Annotated in this window: 24 protein-coding genes; 8 read left to right on the forward strand and 16 right to left on the reverse strand. The window is 36.8% G+C overall.

Annotation, left to right across the window (positions count from 1 at the left end):
• A partial coding sequence (locus ACTBZY_RS07975; RefSeq protein ID WP_463045800.1) for a hypothetical protein occupies positions 1–402 on the forward strand: 402 nt, incomplete at its 5' end.
• A gap of 499 nt (positions 403–901) precedes the next feature.
• Positions 902–2,587, forward strand: coding sequence for a 3-coathanger stack domain-containing protein (locus ACTBZY_RS07980; RefSeq protein ID WP_463045801.1), 1,686 nt, complete (start codon positions 902–904; stop codon positions 2,585–2,587).
• Positions 2,588–2,595: 8 nt separating this feature from the next.
• Here ACTBZY_RS07980 and ACTBZY_RS07985 read toward each other — a convergent pair whose 3' ends face one another.
• From ACTBZY_RS07985 to ACTBZY_RS08000, 4 genes are all read right to left on the reverse strand, one after another.
• Positions 2,596–3,327, reverse strand: a complete 732-nt coding sequence (locus ACTBZY_RS07985; RefSeq protein ID WP_463045802.1) for a 5-oxoprolinase subunit PxpA — start codon at positions 3,325–3,327, stop codon at positions 2,596–2,598.
• Between the two features lie 35 nt (positions 3,328–3,362).
• On the reverse strand, positions 3,363–4,322 hold the full coding sequence (locus tag ACTBZY_RS07990) for a 5-oxoprolinase subunit C family protein (RefSeq protein WP_463045803.1): 960 nt from the start codon (positions 4,320–4,322) through the stop codon (positions 3,363–3,365).
• A 103-nt stretch (positions 4,323–4,425) separates the two neighbouring features.
• Positions 4,426–5,091 (reverse strand): 5-oxoprolinase subunit PxpB, encoded by a 666-nt coding sequence (pxpB, locus tag ACTBZY_RS07995; protein WP_463045804.1) that lies wholly within the window; start codon positions 5,089–5,091, stop codon positions 4,426–4,428.
• Positions 5,092–5,112: 21 nt separating this feature from the next.
• The gene (locus ACTBZY_RS08000) at positions 5,113–6,726 is read right to left on the reverse strand and encodes a T9SS type A sorting domain-containing protein (protein WP_463045805.1); all 1,614 of its coding nucleotides are present in this window, start codon (positions 6,724–6,726) and stop codon (positions 5,113–5,115) included.
• Between the two features lie 57 nt (positions 6,727–6,783).
• Between ACTBZY_RS08000 and ACTBZY_RS08005 the strand changes: the two genes are divergently transcribed.
• Positions 6,784–7,230 carry a hypothetical protein gene (locus tag ACTBZY_RS08005; RefSeq protein ID WP_463045806.1) on the forward strand — a complete coding sequence of 149 codons (447 nt, stop codon included), beginning with the start codon at positions 6,784–6,786 and terminating at the stop codon, positions 7,228–7,230.
• 12 nt (positions 7,231–7,242) lie between these two features.
• On the forward strand, positions 7,243–8,718 hold the full coding sequence (locus ACTBZY_RS08010) for a helix-turn-helix domain-containing protein (RefSeq protein ID WP_463045807.1): 1,476 nt from the start codon (positions 7,243–7,245) through the stop codon (positions 8,716–8,718).
• Here ACTBZY_RS08010 and ACTBZY_RS08015 read toward each other — a convergent pair.
• The 12 genes from ACTBZY_RS08015 to ACTBZY_RS08070 all read right to left on the reverse strand — a co-directional run bounded on the left by ACTBZY_RS08015 (position 8,715) and on the right by ACTBZY_RS08070 (position 17,002).
• On the reverse strand, positions 8,715–9,311 hold the full coding sequence (locus ACTBZY_RS08015; RefSeq protein WP_463045808.1) for a NifU family protein: 597 nt from the start codon (positions 9,309–9,311) through the stop codon (positions 8,715–8,717). The genes ACTBZY_RS08010 and ACTBZY_RS08015 overlap by 4 nt on opposite strands.
• A 139-nt stretch (positions 9,312–9,450) precedes the next feature.
• Positions 9,451–9,720, reverse strand: a complete 270-nt coding sequence (gene rpmA / locus ACTBZY_RS08020; protein WP_111373861.1) for a 50S ribosomal protein L27 — start codon at positions 9,718–9,720, stop codon at positions 9,451–9,453.
• A gap of 63 nt (positions 9,721–9,783) precedes the next feature.
• On the reverse strand, positions 9,784–10,095 hold the full coding sequence (rplU, locus tag ACTBZY_RS08025) for a 50S ribosomal protein L21 (RefSeq protein ID WP_463045809.1): 312 nt from the start codon (positions 10,093–10,095) through the stop codon (positions 9,784–9,786).
• Between the two features lie 99 nt (positions 10,096–10,194).
• On the reverse strand, positions 10,195–10,836 hold the full coding sequence (locus ACTBZY_RS08030) for a lysoplasmalogenase (RefSeq protein WP_463045810.1): 642 nt from the start codon (positions 10,834–10,836) through the stop codon (positions 10,195–10,197).
• A 9-nt stretch (positions 10,837–10,845) separates the two neighbouring features.
• Positions 10,846–11,379, reverse strand: coding sequence for a 5' nucleotidase, NT5C type (locus ACTBZY_RS08035; protein ID WP_463045811.1), 534 nt, complete (start codon positions 11,377–11,379; stop codon positions 10,846–10,848).
• 80 nt (positions 11,380–11,459) lie between these two features.
• Positions 11,460–12,782: a hypothetical protein gene (locus tag ACTBZY_RS08040; RefSeq protein WP_463045812.1), complete on the reverse strand. Its 1,323-nt coding sequence runs from the start codon at positions 12,780–12,782 to the stop codon at positions 11,460–11,462.
• Complete coding sequence (locus ACTBZY_RS08045) at positions 12,783–13,634, reverse strand: hypothetical protein (RefSeq protein WP_463045813.1); 852 nt, start codon at positions 13,632–13,634, stop codon at positions 12,783–12,785. It lies immediately after the preceding gene.
• Position 13,635: 1 nt separating this feature from the next.
• Positions 13,636–14,202, reverse strand: coding sequence for a hypothetical protein (locus ACTBZY_RS08050; protein ID WP_463045814.1), 567 nt, complete (start codon positions 14,200–14,202; stop codon positions 13,636–13,638).
• Positions 14,186–14,710: an RNA polymerase sigma factor gene (locus ACTBZY_RS08055; RefSeq protein ID WP_463045815.1), complete on the reverse strand. Its 525-nt coding sequence runs from the start codon at positions 14,708–14,710 to the stop codon at positions 14,186–14,188. The genes ACTBZY_RS08050 and ACTBZY_RS08055 overlap by 17 nt, the downstream gene beginning before the upstream one ends.
• 199 nt (positions 14,711–14,909) lie before the next feature.
• Positions 14,910–16,088 carry a hypothetical protein gene (locus ACTBZY_RS08060; protein ID WP_463045816.1) on the reverse strand — a complete coding sequence of 393 codons (1,179 nt, stop codon included), beginning with the start codon at positions 16,086–16,088 and terminating at the stop codon, positions 14,910–14,912.
• A 6-nt stretch (positions 16,089–16,094) separates the two neighbouring features.
• Positions 16,095–16,343, reverse strand: a complete 249-nt coding sequence (locus ACTBZY_RS08065; RefSeq protein ID WP_463045817.1) for a T9SS type A sorting domain-containing protein — start codon at positions 16,341–16,343, stop codon at positions 16,095–16,097.
• 80 nt (positions 16,344–16,423) lie between these two features.
• Positions 16,424–17,002 (reverse strand): Maf family protein, encoded by a 579-nt coding sequence (locus ACTBZY_RS08070; protein ID WP_463045818.1) that lies wholly within the window; start codon positions 17,000–17,002, stop codon positions 16,424–16,426.
• A gap of 88 nt (positions 17,003–17,090) precedes the next feature.
• Between ACTBZY_RS08070 and ACTBZY_RS08075 the strand changes: the two genes are divergently transcribed.
• The 4 genes from ACTBZY_RS08075 to ACTBZY_RS08090 form a co-directional block, all read left to right on the forward strand.
• A complete protein-coding gene (locus ACTBZY_RS08075) occupies positions 17,091–17,555 on the forward strand; it encodes a MarR family winged helix-turn-helix transcriptional regulator (protein ID WP_463045819.1) in 465 nt (154 codons plus the stop codon).
• Entirely contained in the window at positions 17,552–18,754 is a 1,203-nt protein-coding gene (locus ACTBZY_RS08080) for an alpha/beta hydrolase family protein (protein WP_463045820.1), read from the forward strand. Before ACTBZY_RS08075 ends, ACTBZY_RS08080 begins: the two co-directional genes overlap by 4 nt.
• Positions 18,755–18,856: 102 nt before the next feature.
• On the forward strand, positions 18,857–19,174 hold the full coding sequence (locus ACTBZY_RS08085; protein ID WP_463045821.1) for a Dabb family protein: 318 nt from the start codon (positions 18,857–18,859) through the stop codon (positions 19,172–19,174).
• Between the two features lie 41 nt (positions 19,175–19,215).
• On the forward strand, positions 19,216–20,058 hold an 843-nt coding region (locus ACTBZY_RS08090; RefSeq protein WP_463045822.1), incomplete at its 3' end, for a YncE family protein.

Consider the following 20,058-nt stretch of genomic DNA (forward strand, 5'->3'; position numbering starts at 1 on the left):
AATACGCCGCTCATTGGCGGAGATTTTGATAAAAATATAGTGGGCATTAATGTTCCCATAAGTAATTTAGAGACCATTTCAGAAGATAAACTCTACGTCAACGGAAATCTCAGAATCACTGGAGCCGTCAATTCATCTACAAAAATTTTTAGTTCAGATATCACCATTACAGATAGCGATGATAATTACAAGCTTATTTATACCGGCACTACTGCCAGTTCTTTTAATTTACCGCTTCCCGGCAACCTAGGACGTGAACTGTTAATTGTGAATCATGGTGCTGGAAATTTGACCCTAAACATGCCAGTCATCACTGGAATAATTTCATCCATAAATACTATAGCTCCTAACGAAGTGATACATGTAGTGGCAACAGGAACAGATTGGCATAAAATAAACTAAAAAATATTCACAAATAAGTTAACTTTCGCAAATTCAACTTATGCCTATGATAAGCATTTCTTTTCAGACTAATTCTAAAGGTAGTTCAGTCACAGTCACAGATGCAAACTAATTTAGTAGGCTTTCTTTAGTTGATTTTAAGAAATCATCGACGTTATTGTCGATAAAAACCATGTTCAAAACACCTACAGTCTGCAAGCTTTCCATAATTCTCTTATCTGTCAAAACACTGTTTTTGGGTTCATTCAAAGTCCGAATTAACATCGACAGTTTTAAAAAGGATATCTGGACTTATGCTGGTACTTGCTGCATTAAAAGCCATCAAGTACTGTTTCCATAAAGTATTGTCAAACAATTAGATACCGTCTAATAATTAACTATTAAAGATTTAGACAAACTTTTAATTAAATTCCATTTTTACTTAGCAATTATAACAAAAAGACACGACCTTTAGCACAATTAGATAAATGCTTTCCATAAAATACCTTTGCTTTCCTAGATGACATTTTCGCTTTCCAACGTAAGAACCTTGGTTCTTTACATCTTCTTTTTTATAATTTGTTTTTCCACAATAGCCCAGAAAAAAGAGCCCTTACGTCCTTTTAATTCTGTCAGCACCATTTATGACAGCTGTCAGGTAGTTTGCAACTTATTCCCTGCCAATAGAGACAATTTGGTAGCCACAGAAGAACTGGTATTCCCAGCTATTATCGATAATTCTGAATGTTATGAAGTTCCCAAAGATTTCAATCCAGGATGCCTACTTAGCTATAATAATTCCAAATGGTTCTTGGTGAAAATAATAGAAGGAGACAGCCTTACTTTTAACTTTGGAAACTCAAAAAATTACGATACTGACGCTGCTATTTGGGGTCCCATAGCCCAAAATGACTTGGATTCCACCTGTCATGCATCCCAACAATTCCCAAAGGCTTGTGACTACTCTTCCATCACGCCAAAATTAAATTTATATCACCCAGATTCGGGGGCATATTACCTATTAACCATTACAAATTATTCGAACGATAATACAGATATATTACTGAATCAACCTCTAGGAGGAAAAGTCATGTATTCCTATTTCTGTTCTGAAAATACAAATATTGGCTCAAGTATTTCTGGAAATCAAAACATTCAAGCCATTTCTAAATTGCAATTAAGTTATGAGATAGAATCTGCCAGTAGTATAACCGTCAAAGGCGGGAAAAGTGTTGAATTATTACCCGGTTTTGAAACCGACACCAGTACCATATTCACCGCAAATATTGGCGAATGTATCAATACAAGCCAAAACTATAGCCCAGACACCGCCACAGTGATTTGTGAAGATTTCCATAATCATGGCCAAAACATACCTCACTTATATACGAATGCCAGTTCTTACGAGATGCTCGGTACTGTTTTCGCTCTCTCGCAACCAGAGTATAGAACAGAACCAAACGGCGTTTATAAGAAAATGACCAAGATTGGAATTGATAAAACATCCAATCGTTTTTTATGGGGCTACAGAGAACCGTATATATCTCCAACAAACGTACACTTAAGAACTAACGCAAACTGCCCTACATATCCTGATCAAAGAACCACAGAGATGCAGTATACTTACAGAGATGAAAGAACGCTGCCTGTTTTAACACCCATTGTAAATTATGCTAACCTGAACACACCATTTTACCTTTCAAATGATTTCCCCTACGGTGTATATGAGTATGATATTTTTAATTTCTACTTGAAAAGCGGCATTACAAATCTTACTTATAGAATTAACGGGGGGGCTTGGAAAGCCTCTATAAATTATGCCCCAGTATGGGAGCCTTTTACAGAAAGGTTTTTGGACGTTACCAAGATAGAACACATCAGAACTCCAAAAGACTTCTATATGGATTTCACTACAGATGATGGTCAAACCGTCGACAGGTATTTAGTCACCAGAAGTTCATGTGGCGGACATTTTTGCGGAACCACCGTTTTTAATAGACTTGCCGACTCCACAGTAATCGTCAGCGTTTTCCAGGGAGATATTAATGTAGATATGCAGTTGGGCGATGTTGAATCATTCGGAGGCTTTGGTCCTTGCTTTTACCTAGGTAAAATGGAAGAAGGAGATTATTCATTCCCATTAAAATCTACCAAAGGAGATTTTGTATTAGATCCCGATGTTTTCGTCAGAGTTAAGTTTGACTAAGACACCTATCACAGAGCCCTTTCCTTATGGATTAGTTTGGCTATAGCCAAAGCATTTTTACCGTCTCCATGAATGCAAATGGTATCGGCTCTTACATGTATTACCCCATTTTCATAGGAAGTAACTTTGCCTTTTTTAAGCTCTCGAAACTGCTTTAAGGCCAACTCCGGAGTCTCTGTCATCGCAAACGCTAAAGATCTCTTCCTCAGACTTCCATCGTTTTCATATGTTCTATCTACAAAAGCCTCCTGCCATACTTTCAAACCGCTTGCAATAGCTTTCTCACTCCCTTTTGATCCAGCCAAACTATAAAGAACAAGATTAGGGTCAATTCCTTTCATCACATCACAAATAGCTTCACAAATAGCTGTTTCTGAAGCAGCTTCATTATATAAAGCTCCATGAGGTTTAATATGATGTAAAATACCGCCAGAAGCGTCCACAATTTCCTTTACAAACAAAATTTGCTCATGAAGAACTGTCTTTAACTCCTTTATGGTTAAAGATATTTTTAGCCTACCAAAATTCTCTTTATCTGGGTAACTCGGGTGAGCTCCCACTTTTAAACCCAAAGCCAAAGCTTCATGAATTGTATCTCTAATAAGGAATACATCTCCAGCATGAACACCACAAGAAATGTTAACGGAAGTAATATAGCGTAATAAGCTTTTGTCTCGGCCAGATAACCAAGTTTCAGAAATCTCGCCCATGTCGCAATTTATATCTATAAGCTTTGCCATGGATTAAAGTAAAAAACTTCGGAACAAATGCAGGGTCAAGAATATAACTTTACAGCAACTTTAAACTTTTTAATCTCTCTTTCCTGCTTTAGGAAAACACTTTCCGCCACTTCCATTGTGATTTCCCTGAAAGTAACATGCTGCCCAGTAGACAGTTGAGCCAATATGGGCAAATCCACCGAAATCACATTCGCAATCTTAGGATATCCTCCTGTCGTTTGGTGGTCAGCCATAAGAACCACTAACTGCCCGTCAGGCAGCAACTGAATGGTTCCGAAAGCAACAGACGAAGATATTTGTTCTTTAGAATCGTGTAAATTCAAACAATCTCCCTCAAGTCTGTAGCCCATTCTATCTGCGTGCCCAGAAATAATAAAAGATTGATTAAAAACTATATCTCTGCTTGAATGATCTAAACAGGATAAATCCTTTCCCGCAATTACCCTGATCTCTTGAGAACTCTCAAATGGTGGTCTCAAATTAACATTAACCGTTTTAGGGGCCAAGTTTATCTTTTGACTGGCTTGATATAACAGTCCGTTCTTAAGATTAAGGCCTATAGAATCTCCTTTCTCTATTTTCTTACCTCCAAAACCGCCAAGTAAATTAGTGCTAGCCGAACCCAATACATTAGGAATATCGAAGCCACCCTTTACCGCTAAATATGCCCTCTCCCCACTTTGTTTTTTCCCGAAACAAAGCATGTCGCCAGGCTTTGCCATTTGAATTTTCCAACTCGAAATGCTAACGTTATTTAGTGATGCCGAGAAATTAGCACCGCCAATAGCGAAAATGGCATGTTCTTCAAAAGTAATGGTAGGTGTAGGATAATGAAACTCCAAAACCGCTTCCGCGTCTTCGTTTCCTAACAAAATGTTCAGTAACCGCATAGAAAGTGTGTCCATGGCTCCAGACGGATTAAGTCCTTTGTCTTTGAATCCACATCTTCCAATATCCTGAATACTTGTTAATACTCCAGATTTAAGAAAAATCAACTTAAAGCTTATTTAAAGTGTTCTGTAAAAATAATTCACCCTTAGAGAGTTGAAGGTAGATGGATTATTGAAATTTTCAAACGAAATGGGCACAAATCTTAAATCAGGCCGGTACAAATTTGACTAAAGACCCTGGTTCCAAAAGGGTCAATTTTCTATTTTTTATATCAAACAAACTTTGCTCTGTATGTCCCAAAAGCTGCCATCCACCAGGGCTTGAGAAAGGATAAATACCTGTTTGACTACCTGCTATGCCTACACTCCCCTTGGGTACTCTTATTCGTGGCTTAGACTTTCTAGGCATAATTAGTCTTTCATCCAAGCCTCCCAAGTAAGGAAAACCTGGTAAAAAGCCCATCATATAAACCCGATAAACGGGTGCGGAATGAATATCTATTATCGCCTTAACACTTAATTTTTTAAATTCAGAAATCTCATGTAAATCTGCTCCATCATAAATGACAGGTATGCTAACAAGTGCTTTCTCAGAAGCCTCTCGAGTTAATACGTTGAAAGGAATCTCTGAAAGATAATTAGTCATAAATTGAGAAGCCGTATACCGTAATTTTACTGATTTACTAAGTACTAAAAGGTCATAAAACAGAGTAAAAGAAGCATAAGAAGGTACTACTTCTACCATTCCTGGAGGAGGATTTTTCTTAATCCATTCACAAGTACTTAAAACCAAATCATTTATTTCGGGGTCAATCTTTTGCTCAAAGTAAAGACTAATGGCTTTCTCGCTTAAAGGGTATATTTCAAATTTCATTCGATCTCATTTACCATGGTCTTAATGCACTTTGATAATCTTTTTAACAAAGCTTTGTTCTTCAATTTTGATTTGAAGATAAAACGTTTCATTCTGAACAGTAGAAACATCCAATTCAATCTCATTGATACCTCTCAAAACATCAATGGATTCATCTTTCAACAATTGTCCTCTACTACCAATCAAGCTCAGAACTCCTCGTCCCTGATACCTTGACTCAAAAGTTGCCTTCAATATGTCATTCACAGGGTTGGGGTAAACCATAAACTTCTGTTCTAAAGCTGTGCCTAAAGTAGACATGTCAAATTTGCACAAGAATACCTCATACCCTTTCAGTGTCACGGTGCCAGACCAATTTTCATAACCTACACCTATGGTCACCTCTTCATTTTCATTGCTTGCAAAAGGATTATGAGCAGCAATCAAAATCTCATTTCCTTTTACCACACCACGCCAAATAGGTTCTTTATTTTCATTATAATCTCTGGCAGAAGTCTCTAAAACGAGCCTATGTTCTCCTTCGAAAAAAGACGAAAATTCACTTAACCGAAACAGTCCCTTATTAAAATATTCATAAGTATTAAAATCAGATTCCGAACCTATCAAGGTTGGGTTTTCCCATAACCATAGGCCATCCGCACCTGAGAAGAAAGGAAAAATGGCTGTGGCTTCCGCCATCCAAGGCTTGATAAATTGATTAACCAAAGCAGCATTGGCACTATATCTTAACCAGACAAAAGGGACTACAGGTTTATCTGTCCACGCCTTATTGGCTTCTATTTGAAAAAGCAAATAGGATAAATATTCTCCAGCAAACGGATGGGGATAGTCGTAGTAATAATACGCCGAAGGCGACATGAAATCCATTTGCTCATAAAAAGCTCCTCCTACCCTACCAGAATTATCTTTACTAATAAAGTTGACGTCAGTCAACTTTGACTGCCAATCTGCCCACGACTTACCTTGAATATTACTAAAAGTGTTAAAAATAGGCGTATCTGCGTAACTGCTAATCTTGGTTTTAGCATTCTTACCATTCGCCAAAAAATCGCTAACAGACTTAGCATATAAATCTCTAATGCCCATTTTATACTGATTTAGAAAATCAGCATCAGAAAGTGCCTTATATGATTGAGGTACTATCACATTATTTTTAAACTGAAGAATTTCGTGGTCAAACCTCCAAACACGTTCAATGTCAAACATAAAAATATCCGTGTCCACATAAGAAAAGTTTCCAAAAGTGGAGGCATACAAACGGAAATCATTATTCCATTTCGACTTATAAAGCTCCAAATTATTTCCCCAAGGGCTCCTTTCCAATTCCCATGGCTGATTTTGATTAGGATAAGCCACTCCGTAATAAATCATAGCTCTATTTTCAAAGGGTACACTCGTAAGATATCTACCATCGGTAATATGTGTAAAACCATGAGTCAATGGCCCATTGGCATTTCCATTATGAATTTCACCACCATAAATCATGGTAAATGGCAAACTAAATTCAGTAAACTGAGACCAATTAATTTGCCCACTATTTGAAGGAGAAAACGAACTAAGGTTGCCACATTCTTGACCACTGGTTTGACCAAAAAACGTACAAAATAGGAATAGAAATGCAATAAAAGCTCTCAAATTTTAGCTAAATTTGTATGTTAAACGTGTTTTACAAAAGTACCCATATTTGATCTTATGAGAAAAGTTCTGCTTCTAATATTAGTCACTCTAGTTTTTGTCGCCTGCAAAGACAAAGACCCTTCGCCTAACAATAACGCTAAAGCATTAATTTCTCTAAATCAATGGCAATTAGTTAGATATACGGATACTTCCGGACAATTGATTCAAAATTCCGATTTAGATAATCAAGCTCTATTTTTATATGCCATGAACTTCGAATTTAGGGCTGGCGGGGAAGTGAGAGGAATAGATAAAGCCAGTAAGAATATCATAGAAAAAGGGGTATGGAATTTTGTCGATGAGGATACTTCCGTAGTCAATGTAAAATTGGCATCTTTAGATTATAATTTTCGAATCGTAGAAATAAAAACAGGCAAGCTGACACTTCAGGCCCCTACTGGAAATTTTCTTTCGGGAATTGGCGACGAGATCAATCTTGAATTTACTGCTGTTTCACTCTAAAACCACAAAGCATTGCAAAAAGAACACATCAGACTCATATTTGGACTTAAGCTTAAACAGTTAAGACAAGAAAAAGGATTATCGCTTCAAGACCTTTCTACTAAATCTGGCATATCTAGTTCCTATCTTAATGAGATAGAAAAGGGTAAAAAATACCCGAAAACAGATAAAATAAGTGCTCTGGCCGAAGCCTTACAGACCGAATATGATGAACTTGTTTCTTTAAAATTGGACAAAAAATTAGAACCTATTACCAAGCTTCTAAAATCCAACCTATTAACCGAGATTCCTTTCGATTTTTTTGGTGTAGATACGGCTCAAATTTTAGAGTTGTTTTCTGCAGCACCCACCAAATTGAGTGCTTTTATCAATGCTATCTTTGAGATTGGTAAGAACTATAATCTATCTGTTGAAAAATTCTATTTCGCAGCTTTAAGATCATATCAAGAACTGCATCAAAACTACTTCCCAGAATTAGAGCAAGAAGCTGAAAGGTTTATCAAGGAAAAAATCACTCATAGCCACGAACTTCTTGGCGAAAAGGAGTTAATAGAACTTCTTCAAAACCTTTATGGAATTTCTATAGAGTTTTTCGATGAAGAAGATCAGCCCTTAATAAGCAATATGCGTTCGATTTTCAGACCGAAAAGTAAAATTCTGATGATCAACAAACGCATCTCAAAGAACCAGAGAGCATTTACTATGGCCAAGGAATTAGGCTTTCAGTTCATGGAACTTAAGGAAAGGCCTTTCACAAGCTCTTCTATTGATGTCAAATCCTTTGATGAGGTCTTGAATAACTATAAGGCATCTTATTTTGCAGGAGCCATTCTTATTCGAGAATCTCTGATTATAGAATCTGTAAAAAACTGGTTCGATTCCGAAACTTGGAATCCGGACGCTTTGATAGAAATGTCTGAAAGGTTTTCTGCTACTCCAGAAACTTTATTTTACAGAATTGGAAATGTACTTCCTAAGTATTTTGGCATTGACAAATTCCTTTTCATGCGTTTTGACGCCCTTCCCGGGAGTCAGAAGTATTTCCTAACAAAAGAATTACATCTGTCCAAAAGACTGGGACCACAAGAAAACAAGGAAGAGCATTATTGCCGTAGATGGGTATCTATCAGCATTTTGGATCACTTATCAAGTAAACAAGAGGCTGGAAAATATGAGAAACCCATTGTGGATGCTCAGAAATCTTTCCTTAGTAACAGAAAAGAAGACTTCTTTGTCTTTTCAATGGCCAGACCTTTAAATATTTTAAAGCAATTAAATATTTCAGTCAGCCTGGGTTTTGAGGTAGATGAAAATCTAAAATCAAAAGTTAAATTCTTGGCAGATAAAAGTATTAGCCGCCAAGAAGTTAACCAAACTTGCGAACGCTGCGATATTTTCGATTGTAAAGAACGTGTATCCGCTCCTACTTTATTACAGAAAGAACGTCAAGAAGCAGAAATAAGAAAAGTACTGGAGACGCTAAATTAAGCCGCTTCAGCCACAACTTCTTTTACCTCTGGAACCATGTTGGTTAATAACCTTTCAATACCGTCTTTCAAAGTGACCGTAGCCGAAGGGCAGCCACTGCATGAGCCTTGAAGTACCACCGTTACCACGCCAGTTTCTTCATTAAAGTCTGCAAAGTTTATTGCTCCACCATCTGATTCTACCGCTGGTCTAACGTACTGATCTAATGCCGCTTTAATTTTACCTACAGCCTCAGAGTCGTTAGCATCTACAATAAGCGTATTATTATCTATGGTAGCCTGAGCAAAAACGGGGTTCTCATCATCGAAATAAATTTTCAAAAACTTCTTAAAGTCTCCCAAAACTTCTTCCCACTGGCTTTCATCATCTTTAGTGATTGTAATAAAATTAGAAGCCAAAAACACACGCTGAACAAAAGGAAACTGAAAACAATCTGCAGCGAGTGGCGATGCCTTTTCTTTATCTAAAGCTGCCTTCATGTCAGGATAGTCAAAGGAAAGTCCTTCTGGCACTAATTCATAGTTCAAAACAAACTTCATGGAATTGGGATTGGGACTCAATTCCGTATAGATCATTGTATTTCTTTTCAGCATGTATATTTAAATTTCTCTTACTTCTAAACATCATTCTTGTGAAATTAGTTTAGAGAAAGAACATAATGTATTTATTGAATTAGTAACACAAAAAGCCGAACCCATTTCTGAGTTCGGCTAACTTGCTTAAGAACTATTCTTACGCTTGAGCTGCTTCTGCAGGTAAAACGTGAACAAAAGACTTACCGCCGCGACCTTTCTTAAAAGTCACAACACCGTCTTTTAATGCAAACAAAGTATGATCACGACCAAGACCTACGTTTACACCTGGATTATGAGGAGTACCACGCTGACGAACAATAATGTTACCAGCGATAGCCGCCTGACCACCAAATAATTTTACTCCTAATCGCTTACTTTCCGACTCACGACCATTTCGAGAACTACCTACACCTTTCTTATGTGCCATTATCCTAGATATTTTATTGATTTGACTTCAAATGAAGACCAAAACCATTGAATTAATTTTTAATTAAGCTACGATGTCACTGATCATCAATTTCGTCAAATACTGACGATGACCATTGCTTTTTTGGTAACCTTTTCTACGTTTTTTCTTAAAAACTATCACTTTGTCACCTTTAAGGTGCTCTAAAATGGTACCTTTTACTTGTGCACCTTCTACAGTAGGAGCTCCTATTGTAACGGTTCCATTATTATCTACAAGGAGTACCTTGTCAAATACAAGCTCAGCGTTCGAGTCACCTTCTAATCTATGAGTGAAGATGTATCGACCCTTTTCAACTTTAAATTGCTGGCCTGCGATCTCTACGATTGCGTACATTATTAATTAATTTATGTTATAAATTGGCCTGCAAAGGTACGACAAGTATTTTGAAATTACAAAGCCTCTTAAAACTTAGATATTAAAAGAAAAACACTATTAAATTCTTACACTTATATCTTGCTGCAAAAGCCCTCTCACTATTAAATATTGGGCAACGCCATATGTACTCATCACCCAAAACGAAGTCCATAGCACCGGCTGAACAAACTCATTTACCGCTATAAAAGCATCTGAGATTACAAATAAAACAGCTCCTACCAATACATTTTCAAAACTTTGGACATTCACCGTTCTGCAAGACGCCAAATAAGCCATGGTACTAATGACTAACATGTAAACATATACAGGTACCGTCATTTCTTCCGAAAGGTTATTCCATAGTACGCCAAAACAAAACAGTCCAACAAAGCCTAAAAATGGTAGTACTTTTAAAAAAGACAGTTCAACCTTTTTTCTATAAACGAAAATATAGGTCAAATGAGCAAAAAGAAAAGAACCGAGACCAAAGACAAAGAAAGATTCCCTTTCAAACATTAAGAACATATCTCCAGCCCAAGAAAACACCAATGCCAATATTAATGCCCACTTAAAGGCTAAATCCCGCCCGTTTAACCAAACCAGACCTATTAAAACGGGCATAAGTAGCGGTTTTGTCACTAAACCCATTTCGGCAATCCCGAAAACTCCCCCAATAATATTAAGGACTAGCAAAGAGAAATAAAGAATGGTTATTTTCATGGCATCTTTCTATAATAAAATGTCAGCCACTTCTTTCCAGTTATGAACACGCTGATGTCCTTCGGTTTTATTATTATGAATAGCGTCAAAAAGGATAGTTTCTCCATCGAAAACACTTAGATTCTTCAGATGGTCATCAATTAAGATATCTCCTTTTAAAATACTCTTATCTCCACATAGAATCATGTTTTTCCAATGAATGAAAGGAAAGTGTTCCTCCAACCATTCGTGTTTTTCTTTTAAAGAATTTGGAAACTCCATGGCCGCAGAAGCGATATAAACATTATATTTTTCATGGAGCTCACGTACCACTTCAATAGCATCATCTTTAACAGCCAAGTTTCTAAAAAAGCCCGGCTTGTGCAGTTGCTCTCTAATGGTAGGGTAATTTAAGCCTATTTCTTCTTCCCAAAGATCATTTTTTGATAGGCTTACTTTGTTATGATTCGTTTTAAAATGAGCGTTGTATAAATCTAAGATGCCTTGACCGGCGTCAGCCATGACATCATCCATATCTAAAAAAAGTATCTTCTTTTCGGGCATATAGTTTTTTCTTCAAAGATAAGAATTTTGAAATCCCATGCCCCAGTTCCGTTTAAAGATATGATTAAGCTTTGTTTTGATTAAAATGCATACCCGAATTTGAAATATGGATTAATCATGACGTTGCCTATACTTATATTTCCTGCAGTATTATCTTGGAATTTGGTACCCACATCAATAAAATGCTTAGAACCTACCTTTTTCTGAAAACCAACTAAAGGCCCCCAAGCTGCAATCTGCTTTGTATTGCCAACCCAATTGACAAATTTTTCACTATTAAATCTACTATCAAGAAGTCCTCTTTTAACATAAGCTCCGAGATAAAGCCCATGCAAACCTTCCTGTGCTTTACCTGCCAATACTTGCTTTTTCTGAAGTGGATAATAACGTAACTCAGCGGTGGCTACCACTGTCAAATTCTCTCTAGAAACCTTTTTGTCCTCATATTTTGGAATCGAATAATTTTGCCCCCCTTCTCTTTCTACTTCAATTTGCCCCACCTGATTGTATGTGACATAACGCTGTGCTCCAATGTCCATACCTAATGAAATAGAAACAGGAAGGTTTCCCAGCTTCTGTTCGTATGCTATTTCCGTCTGGATATTCTGCTTAAATTGGTCTACATAAAACATCCCCGAAAAATCTACCTTTAAAAGGTGGTTTATATTCTCATTACAATTCAAGAAAGAGCAAAACTCTTTAACCACTTTTTCTCTTGGAAAATCTAAACCAAAACTGATACTGGAATAACTACACAAATATGGAATATACTTTTTTGATTTTTCGGTATAATTCAGCCTCCCTTGCTCATCTAAAAAAGAATCTTTCGCTCTCTTTACACCAAGCTTTATTCCCATATCCATAAAGCTGCCAAATTGCTGACCAAACCTCAAATCGGTAACACTTCTCCCTGCCGAGTATATATTCTGATCATAACTAAAGTTAAAGCCTTCCAAAAATTGATTCCCATAAATAGACTCAAAATCAGAAAAGTTAAAAGTTTTAGATAGTGAAACATACTTACCTGATAAATTTGTACTAGTCGCTTTCTTTTTAAGATATTTTCGATATTCTATATTTGCTATCAAATAACTCGTCATAAAATCCGCTGACCTAGTCTTTTGATAAAAATCCAGCTTAACAGAGTTCTGAGTAAATAGCTTAAACTCACCAGAAACCATCCACGTTTTCTGTGTAGAAAAAATGAAATAATCAAAACTCTTAAGCCCTCCCTTGAGTCTTATTTTCACCTCTTTATCATAGCCAAAAGCATCTTCAAAAGCGTCTACAAGTTTTACTTGCTCAAAAGCATTAACCTTACTTGAACTATACTGTATATAGGTACTATCTTGAGCATAAAGCCCCTGAACCCCAATAAAAAATAGAAGTAATAACTTTTTCATTTATTTAATTTTCAAGTTGCCCGAATTCGTTTCAATTTCTAACAGGGTAGAAGGCTTTTCATTATAAGCTTCAAGTCCTTTTAAAGCTTCTGGTATTTGAAGTGAGGTACCCTTTAAATCTAGTTTGTACCCAGCACGCGTCCAGTCTGGACTTGACAGTTCTATGAGAGCATTTTTGCTAGAAATTACAATCTCCTGCCCTTCTGACAAATAACTATAAACCAGACTGCCATACGTGATATCTGCTTTAAAATCAGATTTATGAGAAGTCACCAAATTAGTACTATGGTCTGTAATAAGGTTTAGTGCCTTTATACCCTGCCCCATGATATTTTCACCAAAATAAGACTTCACTTTAGCGGCTCCTTCGCAGTCTAAAATTTCTGTTTGACAAAACTTCAAGTCTAAATCAAGACTAGCTTTAAGCCCTTTCAATGCCACTTCTCCAAAGCTATTACTAAGCTTTACTTCTAAGTTTCTCGGAACGTAAATAATGTATTCGGCATCATAATTTGATTGTGGCTTGGCCTGTCCTTTTTTCAAAACCAGGTAGTTTCTTAAAAAGTAAGTTTTGCCCATTTTTTGATTTAAAAAATCCATATAAGCGAGTTCCTTTTCGGCTACTTCTTTATTAGGATGTTTGGTAGAGATATTGACTTTAAAACTTATGGTGGCTTTATCCCATCCTATTACTTTTACATCTGCCCGTTCTGCTGTGATTTGAATTTGTGTGAGTCCTTTAGCACTTAACTGTTTTTGTATGGATTTAGTAACGATTTGTAGTTTCACCTGACCAATGGAAACCCGTGGAAACCAAAGTAAGATTCCCAGAAATAAGATTAGCTTTTTCATATTATATGAGTTTTGCCAATTGATTTATAAGTTGTGTTTTTTCTCTTTCTATCGCCTCCAGTTGCTGTAATAAGCCTTCATCTATATTATAATTACCCATTACTTCCCTCAAATCACGCTCTGCCATTTTAAGGTATTCATATTCTGCTTTTAAATTTTCAAATTCATCGTCGTCACACGCCACGGTTTGAATTTCACAAAAAGCTAGAATCTCCTTGTATGCTTTTTCGGAGCTCAGGTTTTCAGGCAAAATCTTTATTTCTTCTATACTCTTTTGAGCATAAACTAAGTCTTCTTTGGATTGGAAATAAAAGACAGAAAAGCTAAAAATGACTAGTACACAGGCGGCTGCCGACCACCATTTAATTCGGTTATTTCTATCTAAAGACTTTTCTAGTTTAAGCCAAGAATCCACTTTAGGCTCATGAATGGGCAAGTCTTCCAGGTTCTGTTTTAAAACAGATTGGTCTAGCTCCTTTTCCATCTTTAACCAGAGGTCATTCTGAGGAACAAACTCTTGGAGATTTTTCAGCTGTTGCGATATGTCTTTTTTATCCTTGTGTTCCATCTAACTTTAAAACCAATTCTTTCAATTTCTTTTTCCCGTGATAAAGCTGAGACTTAGAAGTACCTACCGCTATACCCAGCATTTCACTAATTTCATGGTGTTTATAACCTTCTATTTCATAAAGCACTATCACCGTTCTAAAACCTTCTGGCAGCATCAGCAAAGCTTTTTGAAGCAGCTCTCCGTCATATTGTTTATCCCAAACAATTTCTCTTTCCGTTGCCTTAGAATCCAGATGGTCAAAAATCACACGATTACGGTATTTCCCAATTGCCTTTCTACTAACAATCACCTTAATCCAAGCTCCAAGTGTACTTTTCATCTGGAAGTTTTTAATGCCAGAGAAAACCTCTAAAAAAGCCTCTTGAAGCACGTCTTCTGCCTCCGAAAAATCACCGCATAACCTGTAAGCAAGCGTGAACATGGCCGTCTTATACTTTTCATAAAGTAACTTCTGGCATTCGCGATTTTTAGAAATACAGCCTTTTACAAGTTCGGCTTCGGTCATTCAGCGTGGTGTTTGTATTAAAGTGCAGAAAACGGGAAGAATGGTTGTATGGGTCTATAAATATCTGATTAAAATTAGATTTAGCAAATACAGAACAGCTCCTAATCCACCAGAAAGGTTGATTAGGAGCTGAATAATATTTCAATTAACAAAAGAGAAAGTTTTAAAACCGATTGGTTTTGAGAGAATATTATTTGGATTATTTCACCCAGTAAAGGTCAATACCTCCACCGAAGAAGATATTATTTGCAAGCTCATTATCATTAAAAACCCCAAGGTGAGCATCTAAAAGCATGCCTCCCATGAGCATTTTTTGAGCACCAAGGCCTAATCCCATATTAAAAGACGAGAATTTATCATACTCCCAAAACTGCCTTTTAACCTCCTCCGTACCCGTCATGACTTGGGCTGATGCTTTTAAATATAAGCCTTCTAATGTAGAGCCACCTTGCTCTATTCCTTTATGACCTACATAATATCGGAGTTCGGGAGAGAAGAAAAATGAAATATATTGACGTAAATAAGACTCCGTTGAAGCCTGTGAATCGGTAACATCTAAAAATTTAGCTCTGTAATTAAATGCTTCGGCTGTCAGGTTTATCGAAAGCCCTGATTTCCCGAAACCGAATTCATAGCCCATTTTTGGATGAAAGAAGAACCCTTTTTTTGAGACGCTTAAAACGTCATTGATACCAAACTTTAATAAATATGAATTATCTACTTTGTGGTTCAAATTCGCTTTCCAAAGCTGATTAAACTCCTTATTTCCTATAGGCAAGGCTAGATGGCTGTAAGTCTTAAGAATAACAGAATTAACGACACCCTGATTTTTCTTTTGAAGGCTCTCAATCCCCCCGAAAATGCCAAAATCTATAAAACCTTGATACTGCCTTCCGAACTTTAGGCCTAAGGCATAGTTGGTTTCATAAGGGCGATTAGCATCTGGAGAAGTTGGAAACGAAAAAGGCAGCTCATTCAAACTACCATCCATTACCGTATAAGAAAAGAATGGAGCTAAATAAGTACTACTAAAAGACGACCCAGTTTTGAGTTTATAAAGCGGGTCAAAGAAATATCTCAGCTCTGCCACGGCATTGAGGTCGTTGGAATAGGCTGTCCAGCTTTCTTGACTTTCTATACCTGCATTAAAGCTCCAGTGGTCAGTAAAGCCAAATTCCAAATGACCATTTACATGAAAGACATTGAAGCTAGTAGCAGACGATTTGGCATTTAAAAACCCACCAAGTTTAATAATCGAACTCAGCTTAGAACTTGAACGCTGAATAATTCTTGGTTCAGCATCTGATAAGGAATCTAGGGGAGAAGCCCAAGCATTAAGATATAAAATGGAAAGACAAAACAGGCATAGAGTTTTCATAAATTATTAAGGCTGATAGCCCAAAACTATTTTTTTGGACCGAATAAATTCATCCTGATTCACAATTACGAAGTAATTCCCATCCTTTAGACCTGTCAAATCAAAGTCATGAAAACCTTTGTTATGCACTGCTTCCTGAAGAATTTTTCCGGGCAAATCCTGTAGCTGAAAGTGCGTTTCTATATCTTTTGGCACTTTTACATATACCTTCAGATCTTCTTCATTTAAATAAATTACGATATCGTCTTTTCTCATTATTTGCCCTTTCTTGCGGCAAAGATTGGTCTTAAAGGAACAATTTACAAGTAAAGCTTAATCGGAAATTGCCCTTAACGCTAAAGAGCCACAAATTTTTGTAGTTTTTTATAAACCAAATGAATTGGTAAGCCCATTACCGTATAAAAAGAACCCTGAAGACTTTTGACTCCAATCATCCCAATGAAATCTTGAATTCCATATGCCCCAGCTTTGTCAAATGGCCTACAGGTTTTAATATAATACGCTATCTCTGCGTTGGATAATTCTTCAAAATCAACCAGACAAGAATCATAAAAACGCTCTATAACACCATCCGTTTTGAAGGCAACTCCCGTAATGACCTCATGTTTTTTCCCACTTAAAGTTTTTAACATTATGGTAGCTTCTTGCTCATTGGCTGGTTTATTGAGAATTTGCCCTTCTAAAACCACCACCGTATCTGCACATAGAACTATCCTATTAGCATATTCCTGACCAAACTCCTTTAGTTTTTGCTCCGCTAAAAACACAGGGACCTCCTCGGGGCTTTGGTTCGGGTCAAAGTCCTCCGAAGTAGGTTTAGTTTCCACCTCAAACTCAAATCCAGCATTCTCTAGAATTTCACGTCTTCTGGGAGAACCAGAACCAAGTACAAAGGGTTTAGATAATTTAATCATAAATAGAACTAAAGAAAGAAGTTTTAACGTTTCTAAGTTGAACAACGCCAGTAATTTTACTATATGTAATGCGTAGTTTTGCAAAGTTATGACATTAGAAAAAGATATAAAGCAAACCAGAGCATTTAAGAGTCCGGTAGAAAAAACTATGGTAAACGTGATGTTTACTAATAATAAAATTTGCGATTCACAGTTTAAAAGCTTGAAGAAGTTTGATATAACTTCTCAACAATATAATGTATTAAGAATACTCAAAGGGCATTTCCCAGAACCTATCACTATTAATGGCATCATTGAAAGGATGTTGGACAAGATGTCTAACGCCTCCAGATTAGTAGATAAGCTGCTTCAAAAGGGATATGTCAAAAGAACTTTTAGAGAGGATGATAGAAGAGCCTGCGATGTGCTCATCACAAAAGAAGGTCTTGATTTTTTAGACAAAGTTATGGCTAACATTGGTGTAGAAAACTTGTTCGAAAATATTATTACAACAGAAGAACTAGAAACTTTAAATGCTTTGTTAGACAAATTCAGAGCCGCTTACGAAAAATGAAAAAACTACCATTAGCATTTCTTCTATATCTCTCCATATTCTGCTTCAGTTCTTGTCAATCGGATGATGTTCCGGTACAAGAAAATAAATTCTTGGTCAATACAGCGTTGGTTGGCACCCTAAATAAAGAAGAATTTAAAGAAAAGATAGCTCCAATATTGGGGGAACAAGGTAGCCAAGCCTTGTTTTTTGTTCAATACGGCATTCAACAATATAGAATAACCTACCAGACTAAAGATGTAAATGGAAACGCTATTACAGCTTCTGGTGCTGTATTAATACCCGCAGAGGCGGCAGGTAGCTTAGCTATGGGTAGCTTACATCACGGCACCCTATTTAATAAGGAAGACGCCCCCTCCTATTTTAAGTTTGAAACGGAAACTACTTTGGCTTCATTTATGGCCTCAACTGGAATTATAATTGGCATGCCAGATTATGTAGGTTATGGCGAATCCAAAAACCTTTCTCACCCCTACGAGCATTATCGCGGTTTAGGAGAACCTGGGGCAGATTTTATCAGAGCTATGGAAGAAATGGTCAAAGCAGAAGGGCTAGATTGGAACGGCGTATTGATGTTAGGTGGTTATTCAGAAGGTGGCTATGCCGCCATGTCCACGCACAAGTGGATTGAAGATAATCTTTCAAACGAATTAAAGGTTAAACTTTCTGTCTGTGGGGCAGGTGCTTATAATAAAACAGCTTCATTTAATAGGCTAGTCAATCAAACCGGCAGTTCGGCTCTTTCCAACAACAGGTCTTACGTTTGGGTACTTCAGACTTATAATGAGATTTATGGTTTAAATAAACCCATGTCTTATTTTTTCAAAGAACCTTATGCCAATAATATCATAAATCAGGGCTTAAATGTGGAAATCAATGTGAGCTTAAACGAAATCCTCACAGATCAGTTTAAGTCAGACTTTAATGCCGGAACCTATCCAGAATTAACGAAGGCCATTGCAGATAACGACATCTACGATTGGAAACCGAAAGGAGTTGTTAAGCTTTACCATGGTACCAGTGACGATTACGTGCCTTTTATTAATTCTGAGACTGCTTTAGCAGCTATGCAAAAAAATGGTGCTGCAGATGTGACACTAACCAGAGTAGAAGGTGGAACGCATGGCTCGACTATCAGCGAATATTTCTTTGGGGTTTTACAGTTATTCTCCACTTATAAATCTCCTTCTTTCCAATAGATTTAATGGGCATGTTAAGTTGCTTTGAAGATAGATAATCTTATGATCTCTTTATTAATAAATTAGAGTGGCTATTTTTGTTGAAAAAATAGAATATCATATATGTCTTCATTACAGAAAGGATTTGTACACACTGTTTATTTTTGGTTAAAAGAAAAAGACAACGCTGAGCATCATGCAGCTCTTCACGCTGGTCTAATGAAGCTAGCCGAAAATGAAAGAATTTCTGCGGCTTTTGTAGGAACACCAGCAGATACTAGCAGACCGGTTATTGATTCAACTTATGACTTCTCCATTACTTTTATCTTTAAGAATAAGGAAGACCATGACGTTTATCAAGTTCTCCCCAAGCACATGGAGTTTATCGAAAACTGCTCTCAGTTGTGGGATAAAGTTCAAGTTTATGATGCGATAAGTTAATTATTGCATGGGGCTTTGCCCACTTAATAATCCTAATATAAATGAAAAATACGTTACTTTCCTTTTTAATAATTCCAATACTTTCTCTAAACACTTTTGGCCAAAACATAACCTTTGATGCTAAAGGGCTTGTTTTTCTTTCAGATGCAGACATGTCTGCTTTTTCACTCATTGATGGTCAATTAAGGAAAACTACAGAGGGCATAGATCAGCTTTCTAGTCTAACGTTTCCGCTATCTTATGCAAACCCTGTTCAGATAAAAAGCGATAAGGCATCTAATTCAGTATTGAATAGTAAGCGAAACATTTCCATTTCTTCCAATCAGAAACTCGCCTACGTTTTAGAGACAAAAGGCGAAACTTCTACCTCACAAACAGCCTTCAAAAACATGGAGGATGATTTTCCTATGGGGAAATATGTAACCGTAGTAAATATCGCCAATCTTAATCAACCAGAATCTCAGTATAGATTTCCGGTAGGTGAAAATCCGAGTTCATTAGCCTTAGATCCCAAAAACGGCTATTTGGCGGTTACTTGTGATCAATACGGTAAAGAGATTCAAGTTTTTGAATTAGACAATTCTGGCAAGCCACAAAGAATCATCAAAAAACCAAATAATTTCACCCCCGGAAGGATTGTTGACATTGTATGGCACCCAAGTGGAGATTATCTGGCATATATAAATGAAGATGAAGCTCAAGCAGGCCTTATACGGGTTTTAAGAGATGGACCTACCCAGCAGATTATAAGATTGGAATCTTTGGGAGAACCAGTAACCATTGGCGGTAAGCCTACCATGGGTAAATTTACACCTGACGGCAAATATTTCTTAATCTTAGATAAAAGGAAAGAACTTACAGATCAGAACAGATCGGAAGAGCGT

It is taken from the genome of Arcticibacterium sp. (genome assembly GCF_055134445.1).

What these genes read in the sequence shown, in the direction of transcription:
- ACTBZY_RS07980 (WP_463045801.1), top strand. Translation starts at nt 902, where the DNA reads ATGACATTTTCGCTTTCCAACGTAAGAACCTTGGTTCTTTACATCTTC.
- ACTBZY_RS07985 (WP_463045802.1), bottom strand. Translation starts at nt 3,327, where the DNA reads ATGGCAAAGCTTATAGATATAAATTGCGACATGGGCGAGATTTCTGAA.
- pxpB (WP_463045804.1), bottom strand. Translation starts at nt 5,091, where the DNA reads ATGAAATTTGAAATATACCCTTTAAGCGAGAAAGCCATTAGTCTTTAC.
- ACTBZY_RS08005 (WP_463045806.1), top strand. Translation starts at nt 6,784, where the DNA reads ATGAGAAAAGTTCTGCTTCTAATATTAGTCACTCTAGTTTTTGTCGCC.
- ACTBZY_RS08015 (WP_463045808.1), bottom strand. Translation starts at nt 9,311, where the DNA reads ATGCTGAAAAGAAATACAATGATCTATACGGAATTGAGTCCCAATCCC.
- rpmA (WP_111373861.1), bottom strand. Translation starts at nt 9,720, where the DNA reads ATGGCACATAAGAAAGGTGTAGGTAGTTCTCGAAATGGTCGTGAGTCG.
- rplU (WP_463045809.1), bottom strand. Translation starts at nt 10,095, where the DNA reads ATGTACGCAATCGTAGAGATCGCAGGCCAGCAATTTAAAGTTGAAAAG.
- ACTBZY_RS08030 (WP_463045810.1), bottom strand. Translation starts at nt 10,836, where the DNA reads ATGAAAATAACCATTCTTTATTTCTCTTTGCTAGTCCTTAATATTATT.
- ACTBZY_RS08035 (WP_463045811.1), bottom strand. Translation starts at nt 11,379, where the DNA reads ATGCCCGAAAAGAAGATACTTTTTTTAGATATGGATGATGTCATGGCT.
- ACTBZY_RS08040 (WP_463045812.1), bottom strand. Translation starts at nt 12,782, where the DNA reads ATGAAAAAGTTATTACTTCTATTTTTTATTGGGGTTCAGGGGCTTTAT.
- ACTBZY_RS08045 (WP_463045813.1), bottom strand. Translation starts at nt 13,634, where the DNA reads ATGAAAAAGCTAATCTTATTTCTGGGAATCTTACTTTGGTTTCCACGG.
- ACTBZY_RS08050 (WP_463045814.1), bottom strand. Translation starts at nt 14,202, where the DNA reads ATGGAACACAAGGATAAAAAAGACATATCGCAACAGCTGAAAAATCTC.
- ACTBZY_RS08055 (WP_463045815.1), bottom strand. Translation starts at nt 14,710, where the DNA reads ATGACCGAAGCCGAACTTGTAAAAGGCTGTATTTCTAAAAATCGCGAA.
- ACTBZY_RS08060 (WP_463045816.1), bottom strand. Translation starts at nt 16,088, where the DNA reads ATGAAAACTCTATGCCTGTTTTGTCTTTCCATTTTATATCTTAATGCT.
- ACTBZY_RS08065 (WP_463045817.1), bottom strand. Translation starts at nt 16,343, where the DNA reads ATGAGAAAAGACGATATCGTAATTTATTTAAATGAAGAAGATCTGAAG.
- ACTBZY_RS08070 (WP_463045818.1), bottom strand. Translation starts at nt 17,002, where the DNA reads ATGATTAAATTATCTAAACCCTTTGTACTTGGTTCTGGTTCTCCCAGA.
- ACTBZY_RS08075 (WP_463045819.1), top strand. Translation starts at nt 17,091, where the DNA reads ATGACATTAGAAAAAGATATAAAGCAAACCAGAGCATTTAAGAGTCCG.
- ACTBZY_RS08080 (WP_463045820.1), top strand. Translation starts at nt 17,552, where the DNA reads ATGAAAAAACTACCATTAGCATTTCTTCTATATCTCTCCATATTCTGC.
- ACTBZY_RS08085 (WP_463045821.1), top strand. Translation starts at nt 18,857, where the DNA reads ATGTCTTCATTACAGAAAGGATTTGTACACACTGTTTATTTTTGGTTA.